The organism is Alkaliphilus transvaalensis ATCC 700919, assembly GCF_000621485.1.
Lineage (GTDB): Bacteria > Bacillota > Clostridia > Peptostreptococcales > Natronincolaceae > Alkaliphilus > Alkaliphilus transvaalensis.
Genome location: NZ_JHYF01000001.1, coordinates 354,304 through 369,540, shown reverse-complemented (window position 1 = coordinate 369,540; position 15,237 = coordinate 354,304). Strand labels below are relative to the sequence as shown.

Below are 15,237 nucleotides of genomic sequence, written 5' to 3'. Positions count from 1 at the left end.
GATTAATGATATTATGCAATTCCCTCAGTTTATTATAACCTTAATATTATCTTATGGGAAAACAATTATATTGCCGTGGAAATAGTGAAAATTCAACATTAAGTTAAAATTCATGTCGTATTTTATCAAAATCCCTTTTAATTTTGAGTATATATTGACTATCCTTTTACAATTTCCTTTTGAAATTCTTAAGTATAAATTGATATAAAAGGTGTTTCCTTATATATAATTTTCAAACCTATTAAAGGGGTAAAAGCGCAATAATACCTTTCCTCTAACATTTTCTATCGGAATAGGACCTTCAGAACGACTATCTCTGCTATTTTCTCGATTATCCCCCATGACATAAACATGGTTATCTGGTACAACGATGGTCTCAAAGGAAGAAATCATTTCATCTACAACATAAGTTTCTTCAAGTTTTTCGCCATTCCGATAAATACTGTTATCTTTAAATTCTAACAGATCTCCTGGTTTACCTATTACCCTTTTTATCCAAATATAATCGTTAACCTCTTTTTTAGTTACACGACTAATTAATGCACTATCTTTAAACTCATCTATTAACCTTCGAGTTCGATTAACATTCCCATCTACAATGACAATATCTCCATAATCGGGAGTAGCATTAAATAATTGCCCAAACTTCCAAGCAACCACCTGATCTCCATCATAAAATGTTGGCCACATGGAGGTTTGTCTTACAGTATACAATTCAAAAATAAAAACATTAATCAATAATGCCATTACTACTGCTACCAAAACTGCACTTGTCCATTCTCGAATCTCTTTAACAACTTTATTATTTAATAATTCTGTTATATTTTTATTTACTACCATATTTAATTTCTCGCCCCCTAGTATGTACGTCACCTTAAAACAGTATACCATTTTATCTTCCTTTAATCACCAGATATTGTATTAGTTTATTGTATTAGTTTTTGAGAACTTGTTGGTTATAAGGTAAAGTCTTCCTTTTGTATAAATTTTTCTTCAGATGATTTAAAGAATAATTTTAGTTAAAGAAACTAATCGACTGACACAATTTAGTACAATTAAATTCTTCATCTTCTTATGACAAAACTCGTAATGTTGAAACTCATTAGGTAAAGTTCTTTTATATTAAAATAATTAATGTTGTATTTCCCTATTCATTATAAAAACTTTATAATTAATAAACAAAGTTACGTTATTACCTCAATAATATATTCATCCAAAATTGCAGGTATCATTTCAGCGAAATCCGATGCTGCCCCCCAATCAAAATTTGAAAAAAGGCTTGAAGAACTACCTGTTGCTACCGATCTGATTCCAGTTGTTCCTTCTATGTTTTCAATGATTACTACAAGAGCAACGCTGTTTCCTGCTCTAATGTAGTACTTATCATAAATTAACGTCTCAACACTTCTTCCATCTTCTAAAGTGATACTCTCTTCATGTACTAAATAAGCATCTACATTTTCTTTAACAATTTCTAATGCTTCTTTTGGCGATATATTCACCCTTATATTACATACACTCATTTAATCGCCCCTTTATCTTTAAAATGTATATTATTTTATAAAAGCATCAAAATAATACCTACTAATTGCCAGCACTTCTCTCGCTGTATAACGGAATTTATATAGTTTATTACTATATAAGTGAGTATTTTTTACAGATGCACCATAAGCCTTAATCCCATAATCTGACGCTAATAGAAGTGCCCTTTTCATGTGAAACACATCAGTTACAATAATTGCTGTTTCCCAGCCTTGTTCCTCCATGATTTTTTTACTAAATTTAATATTTTCCCTTGTATTTGTTGCCTGATCTTCTAAAAACAAGGCATTTTCTTCAATCCCCAGGTTACTTAATATCTTTGCCATGGCCTCTGCCTCTGTCGGTGGGTATTTCCCCAGTCCACCAGTAAGTATAAAGGAATTAGAAAAACCTTCTTTATAGATCTCATTACTGCGATATACCCTTGCTTGAAGGGCAGGACTAGGCCCAGTTGGCCATACCGCAGCCCCTAGTACGATAATAACATCTGCCTCTCCCGGCTTTGCCTTTTCTCCTACGCTCGAAATAGAGATATATTGAAAAACACACCAACTAATAATTACCACCATTAAAACCCCTACTACTTTGAATATCTTTTTCATATGAGTACTCCTTAATAAATAAAAATCACCTTTTTCGATAATGGATTTCTCCTACTAATCCACTAACATGATCACTGTAATGGTTTTCCGTTTCTCCATTATACAAAAAAATAATTCCATCGATCCATTCATCTGGATAATATCTCTGCAGGAGAGAATCTATTAATCTAACAGAAGTTATTGCTCCACCTGCTGAACCTTGAAAAAAATTCCCCTTCCAAGATTTCCCTTGATAATTTCTAATATCTTCTTCTCCTATATTAACATCAAACTCCCTTAAATCAAAAGTAGCTATTTTTTCACCTTCAATCAAGTCTATTCCCTTAAACAAAATAGGTAGTTCAGAAAAAAAATATTTAGATAATTGTAGGCCTAATAAAGTTAATTTGTCTTCTACATTATCTACACCATCAGTATCAACATAATAAGCTACATACTTCTCGTAATGATCCACATCAAGAGTATAAATTGGCATCAATGATTCTATCCTGTTGTCTTCCTCAATTATACCATTAATTATTTTAACTTGTTGCCTGTTCATATCTACTAAAAGATTATATGAACTTTCTAATTCACTTAATTGATGCTTCAGCCATTTAGTTTCTTCTACTAGGTTTGATTCATCAGCATCAGTGGGTAAATTAGACACATTTTTTTCACTAGTCATTGTACAGCCACTTATGATTATCATCAGTAGAAGGCTGAGGATTATTAAAGTCTTTTTAAAATTCATTAAACCCCCTCCTTAATATGTCAATTACTCAATATTTCTTTTGGTCTGGTCTAAAGATTAACCATATAATTAGTCCAACGGGCCATGAAACAAAAAAAACTAGAAGGGCTACTAAACACCCCGACTTACCTCTTGCTTCAGCGTCTCCATAAGCCCAAACAATACTCCAGATGATAAGAGCTAAAAATCCAATTCCAAAAAACAATGCGATTGTCAATGCAAAAAATTCCATAAACACCCTCCCTACCAGTTTTATTACTACTATTATATATAATTTCATCAAGATAAATATCTTTTACATAGGATTTATTTTTTTATGAAATTTTACATTAGGAATACGTTTATTGCCTTTACATACATGCCTAGTTTATTTAACAAATGATAGATTTCTATATTGTAATGCTTCTGCCACGTGGCTTTCCAATATATCCACACTGCCATCTAAATCTGCTATTGTACGGGCAACCTTAAGGATTCTGTTATATCCACGAGCACTAAGTTTCATTTTATCATAAGCAATATTCATCAATTCTTCAGAATATCCTTTCAAACTGCAATATTTTTTTACCTCTGATGGTGATAACTGAGCATTAGATTTAGTTTCCTTCCCCTTATACCTTGTTAACTGTAATTGCCGTGCTGTTTCTACTCTTTTCCGAATTTCCTTCGATCCTTCGGTTTTCTTTTTACTTATTAAGTCATCATAAGTAACCGCCGAAGTCTCTAGAATTAAATCGATTCGATCTAACAAGGGACCCGATATTTTATTCATATACCGCCTCACTTCATGGGGGGTACAACTACATTGATTCTCTGTATTACTACCATAATAGCCACAGGGACATGGATTCATTGAAGCAATTAGCATAAACTTCGAAGGATAAGTATAGGAGCCACTAATTCTCGAAAGGCTTATATAACCATCTTCAATTGGCTGCCTTAATACTTCTAATGCAGTTTTGTTAAATTCTGGTAATTCATCTAAAAATAAAACTCCATAATGACTTAAGGTTACTTCACCAGGCTTAGGTATTCTTCCTCCTCCTGTTAATGCTATTATAGAGGTGGTATGATGGGGAGACCTAAAGGGCCTATTCTTAACTAAGCCGCTACTACTATCCAGTAATCCTGCAATGCTATAAATTTTTGTGATTTCAATAGCCTCCTCGAAGGTGAGACTTGGTAAAATAGATGGTAATCGTCTTGCGGCCATGGTTTTTCCAGACCCAGGTGGGCCTATCATTAGTAGGTTGTGACCACCTGCAGCGGCAATTTCCATAGCCCGTTTTAAATGATCTTGTCCTCTTAAATCTTTAAAATCTTCACTGAAAATATCATCCTCCTGCACCATTGAAACTCCGCCTACCTGGGACTCTATTTTCAATTCACCGTTTATAAAATCCACCACTTCTTTTAATGAAGATACCCCTAAACAATCCATCCCTTTTACCCATTTTGCTTCCTCTATATTCCCAGCGGGTAGAATCACCTTTTTGTAGCCCTTCTCTAGCATGGCTAAAAGCATAGGAAGTACCCCATTTACCTTATGAATACTCCCGTCTAAGGCTAGTTCTCCTAAAATAACCACCTGTGAAACCCCTTCTTCTTTAACCTGTCCAGAGGCAGCTAAAATACATAGAGCTATTGGCAAGTCAAAATGACTCCCTACTTTTTTAGTATCTGCAGGAGCTAAGTTAATGGTTATTCTTTTTAATGGAAATATCAAATTACTATTGTTAATAGCAGCCCTTACCCGTTCTTTAGATTCTTTAATCTCTTGATCGGGCAAACCTACAATATTTGAAATTGGAAGCCCGTTAGATAAATCTACCTCTACATCTATTTCTGTAGTTTGAAGTCCATTTAAACAGCAGGTTTTTATTTTTGCTAGCATAGCCTTTCACATCCTAACTTCATAGAAATCGACTAAAGTTCACACCATTAAAGAGTCTAATTTAATCTAGTACCTTTTCAAAATTGACACTATCTTCCCATCTTCCATTTTGATAAATATATTTATTATTTCTACCTGTAAACTGAAATCCGTTTTTGATTAAAACAATTTGTGATCCGATATTATCTGGTGATGTCCCTGCCTCTACCCGATGCAGCTTATGGGTGTCTACTGCTTCCTTTAAAATTAATTTTACTGCCTTTGTTCCGTAGCCCTTTCCTTGATAAGCTTCACCAATTCGATAACCAAGTTCTGCTTTATTTAAGCTGCCCCTAACGACAGAAACAAGGTTGACTCTACCTACAATCTCATCACCTTCATTTATTATTAAGTACATATATACTAAACCTTCCTCTTGCTCTGCCACAATCTCCTTAATGATATCCTCAAAATTATCTATATCATAATAGTGGTCTCCTCTAGAAAAACCCATTCTATCAAAAAAATTACGATTTTGTATTTCAAACTGATAAAGCTTTTCAGTGTCAGATTCCTCTAATAATTTGATTCTGATCTCAGCCATTAGTATGCTCCTTTTCTTTCTCACTTTTTTCTCTAAAATTCTCCTGTTATTGATAACATCAGACTGCTTTTAACACTATATTATAAATTTCGATAATAACAGAAAAAATCCTTCTATTCAGAACTTCAAAATTTTACTAAATTATCTCTCTTTTAATTTAATCTAGTCCTAAAGTCCCTTATAAAAAATTTTTTCTTGGTATATTATCACTAATTTGACATAGACATATATATATGATAAAATTTATTACTAACGATTCTTTTCTAAAAGTCAACTAGGTTTTCATACCTTTCAATGAATTAATATCTACTGAGGGGAATAACCATTAACTCTTATGTCAGCCATAGGCTAGTTTCCTCTCTCTCAAATTAAATCGTAATATTTTAACTCAAAAAAACCCAATATACTATTATGTATTTTTTAGACTTAAAATCGCCATCAATAGATAGACAACCATCTATTTGTTTGAATATATCTTATCTCATTTGATATTTTTTATTAATTAACTATCATTTTTAACATCCTTTTTTAAGGTACTTGCTCTAATCAAATTTGTTTTATTAAACAAAGTATAGTTTAACCCTTTCTAAGCTTATTTGGCAAATTTTTATAATTTGGCTAAACTTATAGATTTTTTTAAGGAGGAGATTGAATGGAAGAAAAAAACAGTCGAGAAATTTCACTACAAAGAGCAGAAGAATTAAAAACTAGAATTGAGGACTTCTTAGTAATTAAGGACACGATTCCTAAAGGGTTATCTGAAGAAAGTATTAGAAAACAAGAAGAGAAGAAAAAGAAAATTTTAAGTTTACTAAATGCTACTGAAGAAGAATGGAAGGATTGGAAGTGGCAATTAAAAAATAGAATTTCTGATGTTGATCTTTTGAGTCAAATGATTAAACTTGATGAAAAAGAAATTAAGGCAGTAAAACAGGTTCAGAAGAAGTTTAGATGGTCTATTTCACCTTACTACGTATCGTTAATTGATGACGACAATAAATATTGTCCGATAAAACTTATGTCTGTACCTACTAAAGTAGAAATAGAAAAACAAGTGGGTAGCATCGATCCTATGGGTGAAGAATTTACTAATCCTGCTGGTTCAATTACAAGAAGATACCCCGACAGACTCATTATTAATGTAACTAATGAGTGCGCTATGTACTGTAGACACTGTCAAAGAAGAAGAAATATCGGAACCCTTGATCAACACACCCCAAGGGAAGCCCTACAGGAATCTATTGATTATATTAGAGCTAATCCGGAAATTCGTGATGTACTCATTACTGGTGGAGATGCCCTCGCCCTATCAGACCATGTTTTAGATTGGCTATTAGGTGAGCTTCATGCCATCCCTACTGTTGATTACATTCGTTTAGGTACAAGAACTTTAGTAACAATGCCTCAACGTATTACGGATGACCTATTAAATATACTAAAAAAATATAGTCCTATTTATATTAATACTCATTTTAATCATCCTTTAGAGATAACGAAGGAAGCTAAGGAAGCTTGTGATAAACTTGCAAATATCGGTGTTCCTTTAGGTAATCAAGCTGTATTATTAAATGGAGTTAATAATGACAAATATGTTATGCGTTTAATGAATCAAGAGCTTTTAAAATGTCGTGTACGTCCTTATTATATATTCCATGCGAAGAAGGTTCTTGGTACAACTCATTTTAAGACCTCTGTAGACGAAGGTATTGAAATTATGGAATACCTTAGGGGTTATACCTCTGGTATGGCTATCCCCACCTATATTATTAACGCACCCAAGGGGAAAGGTAAAACGCCAATCCTACCACAATATGTTATCTCCCATGGTAGAGACTATATTAAGATTAGAACTTGGGAAGGTGAAGTAGTTGATTATCCAAATGTTAAGTCTAAACCCATTGAAGATATTTTAAAATAAATTCTATTAAATATAAAATAAATATCCCTGCCTTTATTATAGTGGCAGGGATATTTTTAATTTTGTCTATCATTTCATTTTGTTTAAGTTAGGGATTAAAAGGCATTTTCAATATGCTCTATTTGGTATTGGTCACCCTTTTTATATACTTCAATGACATCAAAACGGTAATTTGGATCTCCGTGATGCTTATGGTTTTGAATAAAGTGTTCTGCTAATCTATAATAATTCCTTTGCTTTTTATAATTAACGGCTTCCCTTGGTAAACCAAAGCTTTTATTACTTCTGGTCTTAACCTCTACAAAGATAATATAGCCCTTTATTTCAGCAATGATATCTATTTCTCCAAACTTTGTTCTATAATTTCTGTATAATATATTGTAACCTTTATTTCTAAGGTGTTTAGAGCTTAAATCTTCTCCTAAGTTCCCCAATTCCTTCTTCATTACCCAACCACCTAAACTGCTAAAATCTTCTTCAAAAAACTCATTCTATGTAAGTCACTTGGTCCATGGGTCAAAAGGGCTTCTTTATGGAGTTTTGTTCCATAACCTTTATGCTGGGCGATTCCATAAATAGGATACTCTTCTTCCCACTTCAAACACATTCTATCTCTTATAACCTTTGCAACTATAGAAGCGGCTGCAATTCCATGACTGGTATCATCGCCTTTAATAATTGCTTTTTGCGGAATTTTAATATCAATTTCTTCTGCATCTATCAGTAAAAAATCTGGCGTAATTTTATTTCCATCTTGATCTTTTAAGTTGATGACAGCTTTTTTCATGGCTAATCTTGTAGCATTTTTAATATTAATCTCGTCAATAACCTTTGCTGATACTGTCCCTACCCCTATTGCAATGGCTTTTTCTTTTATAATTTCGTAAAGTTCTTCCCTCTTTTTAGGGGTGCATTTTTTAGAGTCTTTAACACCTTCAATATAAAGATCTTTTGGCAAAATTACTGATGCCGCTAAGACACTTCCAAATAAACAACCTCTTCCCACCTCATCACAACAAGCAACATATTCATGTCCAAACTCCCACAGTTCCTTTTCTAGCTCTAGTGTACTCATCTTCTTTCTCCCCTTGTTATTTAAGTTAAGAATATTAACTACTCAGGTATAGGTTTATCACAATCTTAGCTATTCTTCTTTTAATTCTATTTCATTTATTGATTCTAATGTTTCTTCATTATCCTTAAGTAAATCTTCTGGGTACTCTAGGGTGATTCTGCCAATCTTTCCTGCCCTAAATTCATCTAAGATAATATTAGCAATTCTTGTATAATCAAATTCTCCACCCCTAATGATACAACCTCTCCTCTTCGCCATTTCTTCCATTGTTTCTAGGGGCGTACCTAATTCACCTACTAGATTATATCTTTCTTTTAGATTTTCTGGGTGTTTCTCTACCAAGTACTCAATTAACTTCAAAGCTAACGTCTCAACATCTAAAATCTCGTCTCTAATTGCGCCTGTAAAGGCTAGCTTTAAAGCTACCTCTTGATCTTCAAATTTAGGCCACAATATACCAGGGGTGTCTAACAGCTCCATATTCCCTCTTAAACGGATCCATTGCTTTCCTTTAGTTACACCAGGGCGATCTCCTGTTTGAGCGCTCTTTTTTCCAGCTAACTTATTTATAATAGAAGACTTCCCAACATTAGGGATACCTACCATCATAATGCGGGCAGCCCTAGGTTTTCTTCCTTTACTAATTAAAGCATCCATTTTTTCTTTTATGGCCTTTTCGCCTTCAATGGTTACCTGTCTTAACCCAGCTCCTGTTAAGGTATTAATCGGGATTGCAGTAATGTTTCTTTCTTTATAATAGTTAATCCACTTAGCAGTTGCGCCTTCATCGGCCAAATCAACCTTGTTTAATATAATTACCTTAGGTTTAGACCCAATAATATTATCTATGTCGGGATTTTTACTACTAAAGGGTAATCTAGCATCAAGCAATTCAAAAACCACATCAATCAACTTTAGCTGATCCTTCAATAGCTCCCTTGTTTTTTTCATATGGCCAGGATACCAGTTGATATTCATAGCTTCATCTCCTCTTTATTTATTAAACAGTGTGTATGTTATTTTTATATCTTTCTTTAGTACATCTATCTTTAGTATATCTATATTTTAAACATCCTAGATGTTTTTTATCAAATCAAAAGGTTACTTTCAATTATGGATCTTTATTGTTTATTTACGGAACAACATAACTAGCTAACTAAAAATTACCTCATAATTTAGGCTACAAATAAAGGGACTGCTAGCAGTCCCTTTATTGATAAAATTAGTATTTTTTCTTTTCTTTGATCTTGAATGCAGCTTTACCAATTCTGTCTCTTAAGTAGTAGATTCTTGATCTTCTAACTTTACCATGTCTAACTACTTCGATTTTCTCGATTTTAGGAGAGTTTACTGGGAAAGTTCTTTCAACACCAACACCATAAGAAATTCTTCTTACTGTGAAAGTTTCGGCGATACCGCCACCTTGTCTTTTAATAACAATTCCTTCAAAGACCTGAACTCTCTCTCTGTTACCTTCTTTAATTCTAACATGTACCTTAACAGTATCACCTGTATTAAATTGAGGTAAATCAGCTTTAATTTGCTCATTTGTAAACGCTTTTACTAAATCCATAGTTTGTCCCCTCCTTCCTTCCTAGACGTTCATATGTGGTGCATAGAGGACCGCCCGTAATACCTTTGTAATTATATCATACCTATTTTGAAATAACAATAGGTGAATATACAATATTTATATTATATTTATAATAATTTTAGCTCTTACTTTTCAGCTTCTCTATTTATTTCTTCAATTAGTTTTTTATCTAATTTAGTAAGTTCAAGACCATCTATTAAATCTGGTCTTCTTTCCATTGTAATTTCAAGAGACTTTTTACGCCTCCATGTATCAATGTTTTTATGGTTTCCCGACATCAATACCTCTGGAACCTGAAGTCCATTAAAGTCTTTAGGTCTTGTATAATGGGGATATTCTAGTAATCCAGAATAGAAGGACTCTTCTTGATAGGACTCTTCTTGTGACAGGACTCCTGGAATCATCCTAGATACAGCATCTATCATTACCATTGCTGGTATTTCCCCACCTGTTAATACGTAGTCGCCTATGGAAATCTCATCTGTCACCAACTGGTCTATTACCCGTTGGTCAATCCCTTCATAATGTCCACAAATAAAGATCAAAGCTTCCTCTTGGGCTAGCTCTGAGGCTAAATTTTGATTAAATACCTTGCCCTTTGGCGAAAGATAAATGGTTCTAGGTCTTCCCTCTAACTGTAATTCCCTTTGAACAGCCTCATAGCAAGAGAAAATAGGCTGAGGGGTCATTACCATACCAGCACCACCCCCATAGGGGTAATCGTCAACTTTTTTATGTTTATTATCGGCGTAGTCTCTAATGTTTAAACAATCAATATCTAATAAACCTTTCTCCCTAGCCCTTTGAAGGATACTTGAACCTAAGGTCCCTTCAAACATTTGCGGAAAAAGTGTTAAAACCCTGATCTTCATTAAATCATTCCTTCTATTGGGTCTACAACGATTTTACCTGCTTCAAGATCTATAACAGGAATAAATTCCTTCACTGAAGGGATCAAATATTCTTTTCCTTCTTGGCTTTTAATCACATAAACTTCGTTGGAACCTGCCTGTAGTATCTCCTTAACTTTGCCTAAATAAACCCCTTCCACTGTGAAAACCTCTAATCCTACGATATCTGATATATAATAGGTATCTTCGGGAAGATCTCTTTTTTGGGTTTCATCAATGAAAAGATATTTCTTTTTGTACTTTTCCACTAGATTAATATCTTGTAACCCATCAAAAGTAATAATGACACGATCCTTATGATATTTTATAGATTTAATATAGAATTTTTCAGTAGAATCTTCTATATAAACATATTCTAGTTCTTCAAAACGTTCTGGCTCATCGGTTAAAGGGTAAACTTTTATCCCCCCTTGTACTCCATGGGTATCTACGATTTGTCCAACTCTTATTTTTTTCATTGCTTTCCCACCTACTTTTATGAGAATTTGTATATTAATGAAATTGTATAAAATACAATATTATTATTTTGATATAAAGGATTAGAAAAAATACCTTCTATAAATTAAATAACTTACTCCATTATGGAGAAAAAAATCAAAATCCATTAACCATTAGACGGGCTAACATATAAATGGATAATGAAGAAGGATTAGGGTTCCCTAATCCTTACTAAATGATTTCAACAATGACTCTTTTATTATCTTTTGTCGCAGCAGCTTTTACAACAGTTCTAATTGCTTTAGCGATTCTACCTTGCTTACCGATAACCTTACCCATATCTTCTGGGGCTACCTTTAGCTCAACAATGATAGATGAATTTCCTTCAACTTCGTTAACTGTAACTTGTTCTGGAAAATCAACTAAAGCTTTGGCTATAACTTTTACCAATTCGCCCATTTGTAAAACCCCCTAAAAGTACATTATTATTCAATAATGCCATTTTTCTTAAGTAGATATTTTACAGTATCAGTAGGTTGTGCGCCATTATTAAGCCATTTTGTAGCTTTTTCATCATTTATTTTAATTTCCTTTGGTTCGGAAACCGGATTGTAGTATCCTATTTCTTCGATGAATCTACCATCTCTTGGTGCTCTTGAGTCAGCAACTACAATTCTGTAAAAAGGTCTTTTCTTAGCACCCATTCTTTTTAATCTAATCTTAACAGCCATTCTTTCACCTCCTTCAAAAACTATATATTTAAAATTTATCTTCCAAAGAAGGGCATTTTAAATTTGCCACCCTTCTTCATTGTTTTTTCCATATCAGTAAATTGTTTCATCATCTTTCTGGTTTGTTCAAATTGCTTCAACAAACGATTTACATGTTGAACACTAGTTCCACTACCATTAGCAATCCTTTTTCTACGGCTTGCATTTAAGATTGATGGGTTTTGTCTTTCTTCTCTTGTCATAGACTGAATAATAGCCTGTACACGAGCCATTTCTTTTTCATCAACATCCATACCCTTCAGCTGTTTTCCAGCCCCCGGGATCATCTCTAATAATTGACTAATAGAACCCATTTTCTTAACCTGTTGTAGTTGTTCTAAGAAATCTTCAAAGGTAAAGGAAGATGTTTTAATCTTATTTTCCAGTTCCTTTGCTTTTTTAGCATCAAAGTTAGCCTGTGCTTTCTCAATTAAACTTAGCACATCACCCATTCCAAGGATTCTTGAAGCCATTCTATCGGGATGGAAGGGCTCTAGGTCATCTAACTTCTCACCTAAAGCAGCAAACTTAATTGGTTTGTTTGTTACTGCACGAACAGATAAAGCTGCACCACCACGGGTATCTCCATCAAGTTTAGTTAAGATTACTCCGTCAATTCCTAATTTATCATTAAAATGCTCTGCAACATTAACAGCATCTTGACCCGTCATGGAATCTACCACTAATAATATTTCATGGGGCTTAATGGAATTTTTAATGTCTTGGAGTTCTTCCATCAAGTTATCATCTATATGCAATCGTCCAGCGGTATCTACCAATAGTACATCATTACCATTATTATTTGCATGTTCTAGTGCTGCTTTCGCTATTGTAACTGGGCTTTCTTGATCCCCCATAGTAAAGACGGGAACATCTACTTGCCCTCCAACTACCTGTAGCTGTTTGATTGCCGCAGGTCTATAAATATCTCCTGCTACAAGCAATGGTCTTTTACCTTGTTTCTTTAGTAATTTTGCTAATTTTCCTGAGGTAGTGGTTTTACCAGCTCCCTGTAAACCTACCAACATAATTATTGTTGGTGGCTTAGATGAAAATGTAATTTTACTTTGAGTATTCCCCATTAATGAGGTTAATTCTTCATTTACAATCTTAATAATTTGCTGACCTGGTGTTAAGCTTTCCAGTACATCAGCACCAACCGCCCTTTCCTTCACCTTATTGATGAAGTCTTTAACTACTTTGAAGTTAACGTCGGCTTCTAAAAGGGCAAGTTTTACTTCACGCATCGCTTCCGATACATCTTTTTCAGATACTTTACCTTTGCCCTTAAGTTTTGATAAGGTATTCTGGAGTTTTTCTGCCAATCCCTCAAAGACCATCACGAAACCTCCTCGAAAATAATCTATTAATTAAACAAATCTGTCAATAAGCTTTTTATCACTTCTAAATGTTCTTTTAACCCTTCCTTAGGGGCATCTTGTTGAATTTCATCCTCCAAGTGGGCTACCTGATCTAATGCCTTTTGAATTGCTTCTTCTTTACTGGTGAACAATTGGTTTAACTTTAACTTATCTTCATACTCATATAAAATCTTTTCTGTGCGCTTAATGGTATCATATACAGCTTGTCTAGATATTTCAAAGGTTTCTGCTATTTCCCCCAATGAAAAATCTTGATTATAATATAGGTCTATCATTTCCCGCTGTCGCTCGGTTAGTAATTGACTATAAAAATCAAAAAGTATGGTAATTTCAATTGTTTTTTCCAGCATTTCAAACACTTCCTATGCATTCAGTGATTGTATGACTGTAAAGTAACTTTCCTTTACAGTCATATTCTATACTAAATCATCCTGCTAGTCAATGGTTTTTTTGAAATTTATTCTTCTCCAAATAATGCACTTACAAAGGATCTTGAATTAAACTCTTGTAGATCCTCCATTTTTTCCCCAACTCCTATTAATTTCACTGGAATCTGCAATTCTCTACTAATGGCTATTACTACCCCGCCCTTCGCAGTCCCATCAAGCTTCGTTAATACCAGCCCTGTAATATCTGCTACTTCTTTAAATATTTTTGCCTGTTGAATTGCATTCTGTCCTGTTGTGGCATCCAACACTAATAAAACCTCTCTAGTGGCATTTGGATATTCCCTTTCAACAATTTTAAAAATCTTTCCTAACTCATTCATTAGGTTCTTTTTATTGTGAAGACGACCTGCAGTATCGCAAATTAAGACATCAGCATTTCTTGACTTTGCCGCCTGAATTCCATCGAAAATAACAGCGGCAGGGTCAGACCCCTCTTGATGTTGAACCACCTCAACCCCAACTCGGTCTCCCCATATTTTTAACTGATCTGCTGCTGCTGCTCTGAAGGTATCTCCTGCTGCTAAAACAACTTTTTTCCCCTCTTGCTTTAATCTATTGGCTATTTTACCAATAGAGGTGGTTTTACCCACTCCATTAACACCAACTACAAGAATAATTGCTGGGCTAGGCTCTATTTTTAAGGTTTCATCTTCTGCAAATTCATCTAAAATAGATGCTAATTTGTCCTTTAGAAGTTCCTTTATCATGTTTGGATCTGTTATCTTTTCTTTTTTTACTCGATCACGAATGTCATCAATTACCTCCATAGTGGTTTCTACCCCTAAGTCTGCAGTAATTAATATTTCCTCTAATTCTTCAAATAACTCTTCATCAATTTTTTGATAGGATTTAACTAAGTCTTCAATCTTACCTGTGATCCCTTGTTTTGTTTTTGCGAGACCTTCCTTTAAACGTTTGAAAAGGTTGAATTTAGAAGGTGCTTCCTCTTGAACTTCTTCACTAACTTTTTCCTGTGGTTCTTCATTTATGATTTCATCGACTACGACTTCTGCTTCTTCTGCTTCTTTTTTAACCTCTTCTTCTTTAATCTCTTCTTTAATCTCTGCCTCTACAACTTTTTCAAGAATCTCAATTTTTTCTAACTCTTCAGCATGATCAGCTTCCTCTTCTAGGGCTTCTTCCATTTCTTCAATGGCTTCCTCTAGCGATAGATTTTCCTCAGTTTCCTCCATCGGAAATTCCTCTTCAACGATTTCTACTAACTCTTCTTCGTTATTAAGGTTTTCTAGGTCTTCTGTTAAATCCTTTATCTCTTCTGATTCAATGATTTCTTGATTTTTTTTGTCTGTTCCCTTCAGTTTTTCAAATAACTTTTTAAACATTTA

At 33.9% G+C, this 15,237-nt stretch carries 19 protein-coding genes; 1 reads left to right on the top strand and 18 read right to left on the bottom strand.

The features are described 5' to 3' along the window. Window positions 1-219: 219 nt before the first annotated feature. The 7 genes from lepB to T335_RS0101615 all read right to left on the bottom strand — a co-directional run bounded on the left by lepB (window position 220) and on the right by T335_RS0101615 (window position 5,354). Window positions 220-840, bottom strand: a complete 621-nt coding sequence (gene lepB / locus T335_RS0101645; protein WP_051569079.1) for a signal peptidase I — start codon at window positions 838-840, stop codon at window positions 220-222. 344 nt (window positions 841-1,184) lie between these two features. Then, window positions 1,185-1,523 carry a DUF6054 family protein gene (locus T335_RS0101640; protein ID WP_026475988.1) on the bottom strand — a complete coding sequence of 113 codons (339 nt, stop codon included), beginning with the start codon at window positions 1,521-1,523 and terminating at the stop codon, window positions 1,185-1,187. 30 nt (window positions 1,524-1,553) lie between these two features. After that, on the bottom strand, window positions 1,554-2,144 hold the full coding sequence (locus T335_RS19620) for a YdcF family protein (protein WP_051569078.1): 591 nt from the start codon (window positions 2,142-2,144) through the stop codon (window positions 1,554-1,556). Between the two features lie 25 nt (window positions 2,145-2,169). After that, the gene (locus T335_RS21450) at window positions 2,170-2,877 is read right to left on the bottom strand and encodes a hypothetical protein (RefSeq protein ID WP_051569077.1); all 708 of its coding nucleotides are present in this window, start codon (window positions 2,875-2,877) and stop codon (window positions 2,170-2,172) included. A gap of 28 nt (window positions 2,878-2,905) precedes the next feature. Beyond that, window positions 2,906-3,109 (bottom strand): hypothetical protein, encoded by a 204-nt coding sequence (locus T335_RS0101625; RefSeq protein WP_026475987.1) that lies wholly within the window; start codon window positions 3,107-3,109, stop codon window positions 2,906-2,908. Between the two features lie 135 nt (window positions 3,110-3,244). Beyond that, entirely contained in the window at window positions 3,245-4,771 is a 1,527-nt protein-coding gene (locus T335_RS0101620; RefSeq protein ID WP_026475986.1) for a YifB family Mg chelatase-like AAA ATPase, read from the bottom strand. A gap of 61 nt (window positions 4,772-4,832) precedes the next feature. Then, window positions 4,833-5,354, bottom strand: a complete 522-nt coding sequence (locus tag T335_RS0101615) for a GNAT family N-acetyltransferase (protein WP_026475985.1) — start codon at window positions 5,352-5,354, stop codon at window positions 4,833-4,835. Window positions 5,355-6,006: 652 nt separating this feature from the next. On the opposite strand from T335_RS0101615, the gene eam reads away from it, so the two are divergent. Continuing rightward, window positions 6,007-7,272: a glutamate 2,3-aminomutase gene (gene eam / locus T335_RS0101610; protein WP_026475984.1), complete on the top strand. Its 1,266-nt coding sequence runs from the start codon at window positions 6,007-6,009 to the stop codon at window positions 7,270-7,272. Window positions 7,273-7,367: 95 nt separating this feature from the next. On the opposite strand, the gene T335_RS0101605 is transcribed toward eam, so the two are convergent. From T335_RS0101605 to ftsY, 11 genes are all read right to left on the bottom strand, one after another. Next, window positions 7,368-7,718, bottom strand: coding sequence for a YraN family protein (locus tag T335_RS0101605; RefSeq protein ID WP_026475983.1), 351 nt, complete (start codon window positions 7,716-7,718; stop codon window positions 7,368-7,370). Between the two features lie 11 nt (window positions 7,719-7,729). Beyond that, window positions 7,730-8,347 (bottom strand): ribonuclease HII, encoded by a 618-nt coding sequence (locus T335_RS0101600; protein ID WP_026475982.1) that lies wholly within the window; start codon window positions 8,345-8,347, stop codon window positions 7,730-7,732. A gap of 69 nt (window positions 8,348-8,416) precedes the next feature. Next, window positions 8,417-9,325 (bottom strand): ribosome biogenesis GTPase YlqF, encoded by a 909-nt coding sequence (gene ylqF / locus T335_RS19610; RefSeq protein ID WP_051569076.1) that lies wholly within the window; start codon window positions 9,323-9,325, stop codon window positions 8,417-8,419. 244 nt (window positions 9,326-9,569) lie between these two features. After that, window positions 9,570-9,920, bottom strand: a complete 351-nt coding sequence (gene rplS / locus T335_RS0101590) for a 50S ribosomal protein L19 (RefSeq protein WP_026475981.1) — start codon at window positions 9,918-9,920, stop codon at window positions 9,570-9,572. A 146-nt stretch (window positions 9,921-10,066) separates the two neighbouring features. Next, window positions 10,067-10,813: a tRNA (guanosine(37)-N1)-methyltransferase TrmD gene (trmD, locus tag T335_RS0101585; protein WP_026475980.1), complete on the bottom strand. Its 747-nt coding sequence runs from the start codon at window positions 10,811-10,813 to the stop codon at window positions 10,067-10,069. After that, window positions 10,813-11,310, bottom strand: a complete 498-nt coding sequence (gene rimM, locus T335_RS0101580) for a ribosome maturation factor RimM (protein WP_026475979.1) — start codon at window positions 11,308-11,310, stop codon at window positions 10,813-10,815. Before rimM ends, trmD begins: the two co-directional genes overlap by 1 nt. A gap of 211 nt (window positions 11,311-11,521) precedes the next feature. Continuing rightward, window positions 11,522-11,749, bottom strand: a complete 228-nt coding sequence (locus T335_RS0101575; protein WP_026475978.1) for a KH domain-containing protein — start codon at window positions 11,747-11,749, stop codon at window positions 11,522-11,524. A gap of 26 nt (window positions 11,750-11,775) precedes the next feature. Then, window positions 11,776-12,021: a 30S ribosomal protein S16 gene (gene rpsP / locus T335_RS0101570; RefSeq protein WP_026475977.1), complete on the bottom strand. Its 246-nt coding sequence runs from the start codon at window positions 12,019-12,021 to the stop codon at window positions 11,776-11,778. Window positions 12,022-12,056: 35 nt separating this feature from the next. Next, complete coding sequence (gene ffh, locus T335_RS0101565; protein WP_026475976.1) at window positions 12,057-13,400, bottom strand: signal recognition particle protein; 1,344 nt, start codon at window positions 13,398-13,400, stop codon at window positions 12,057-12,059. 26 nt (window positions 13,401-13,426) lie between these two features. Continuing rightward, entirely contained in the window at window positions 13,427-13,792 is a 366-nt protein-coding gene (gene ylxM / locus T335_RS0101560) for a YlxM family DNA-binding protein (RefSeq protein ID WP_026475975.1), read from the bottom strand. 107 nt (window positions 13,793-13,899) lie between these two features. Next, a complete protein-coding gene (ftsY, locus tag T335_RS0101555) occupies window positions 13,900-15,234 on the bottom strand; it encodes a signal recognition particle-docking protein FtsY (protein ID WP_026475974.1) in 1,335 nt (444 codons plus the stop codon). Between the last annotated feature and the right edge of the window lie 3 nt (window positions 15,235-15,237).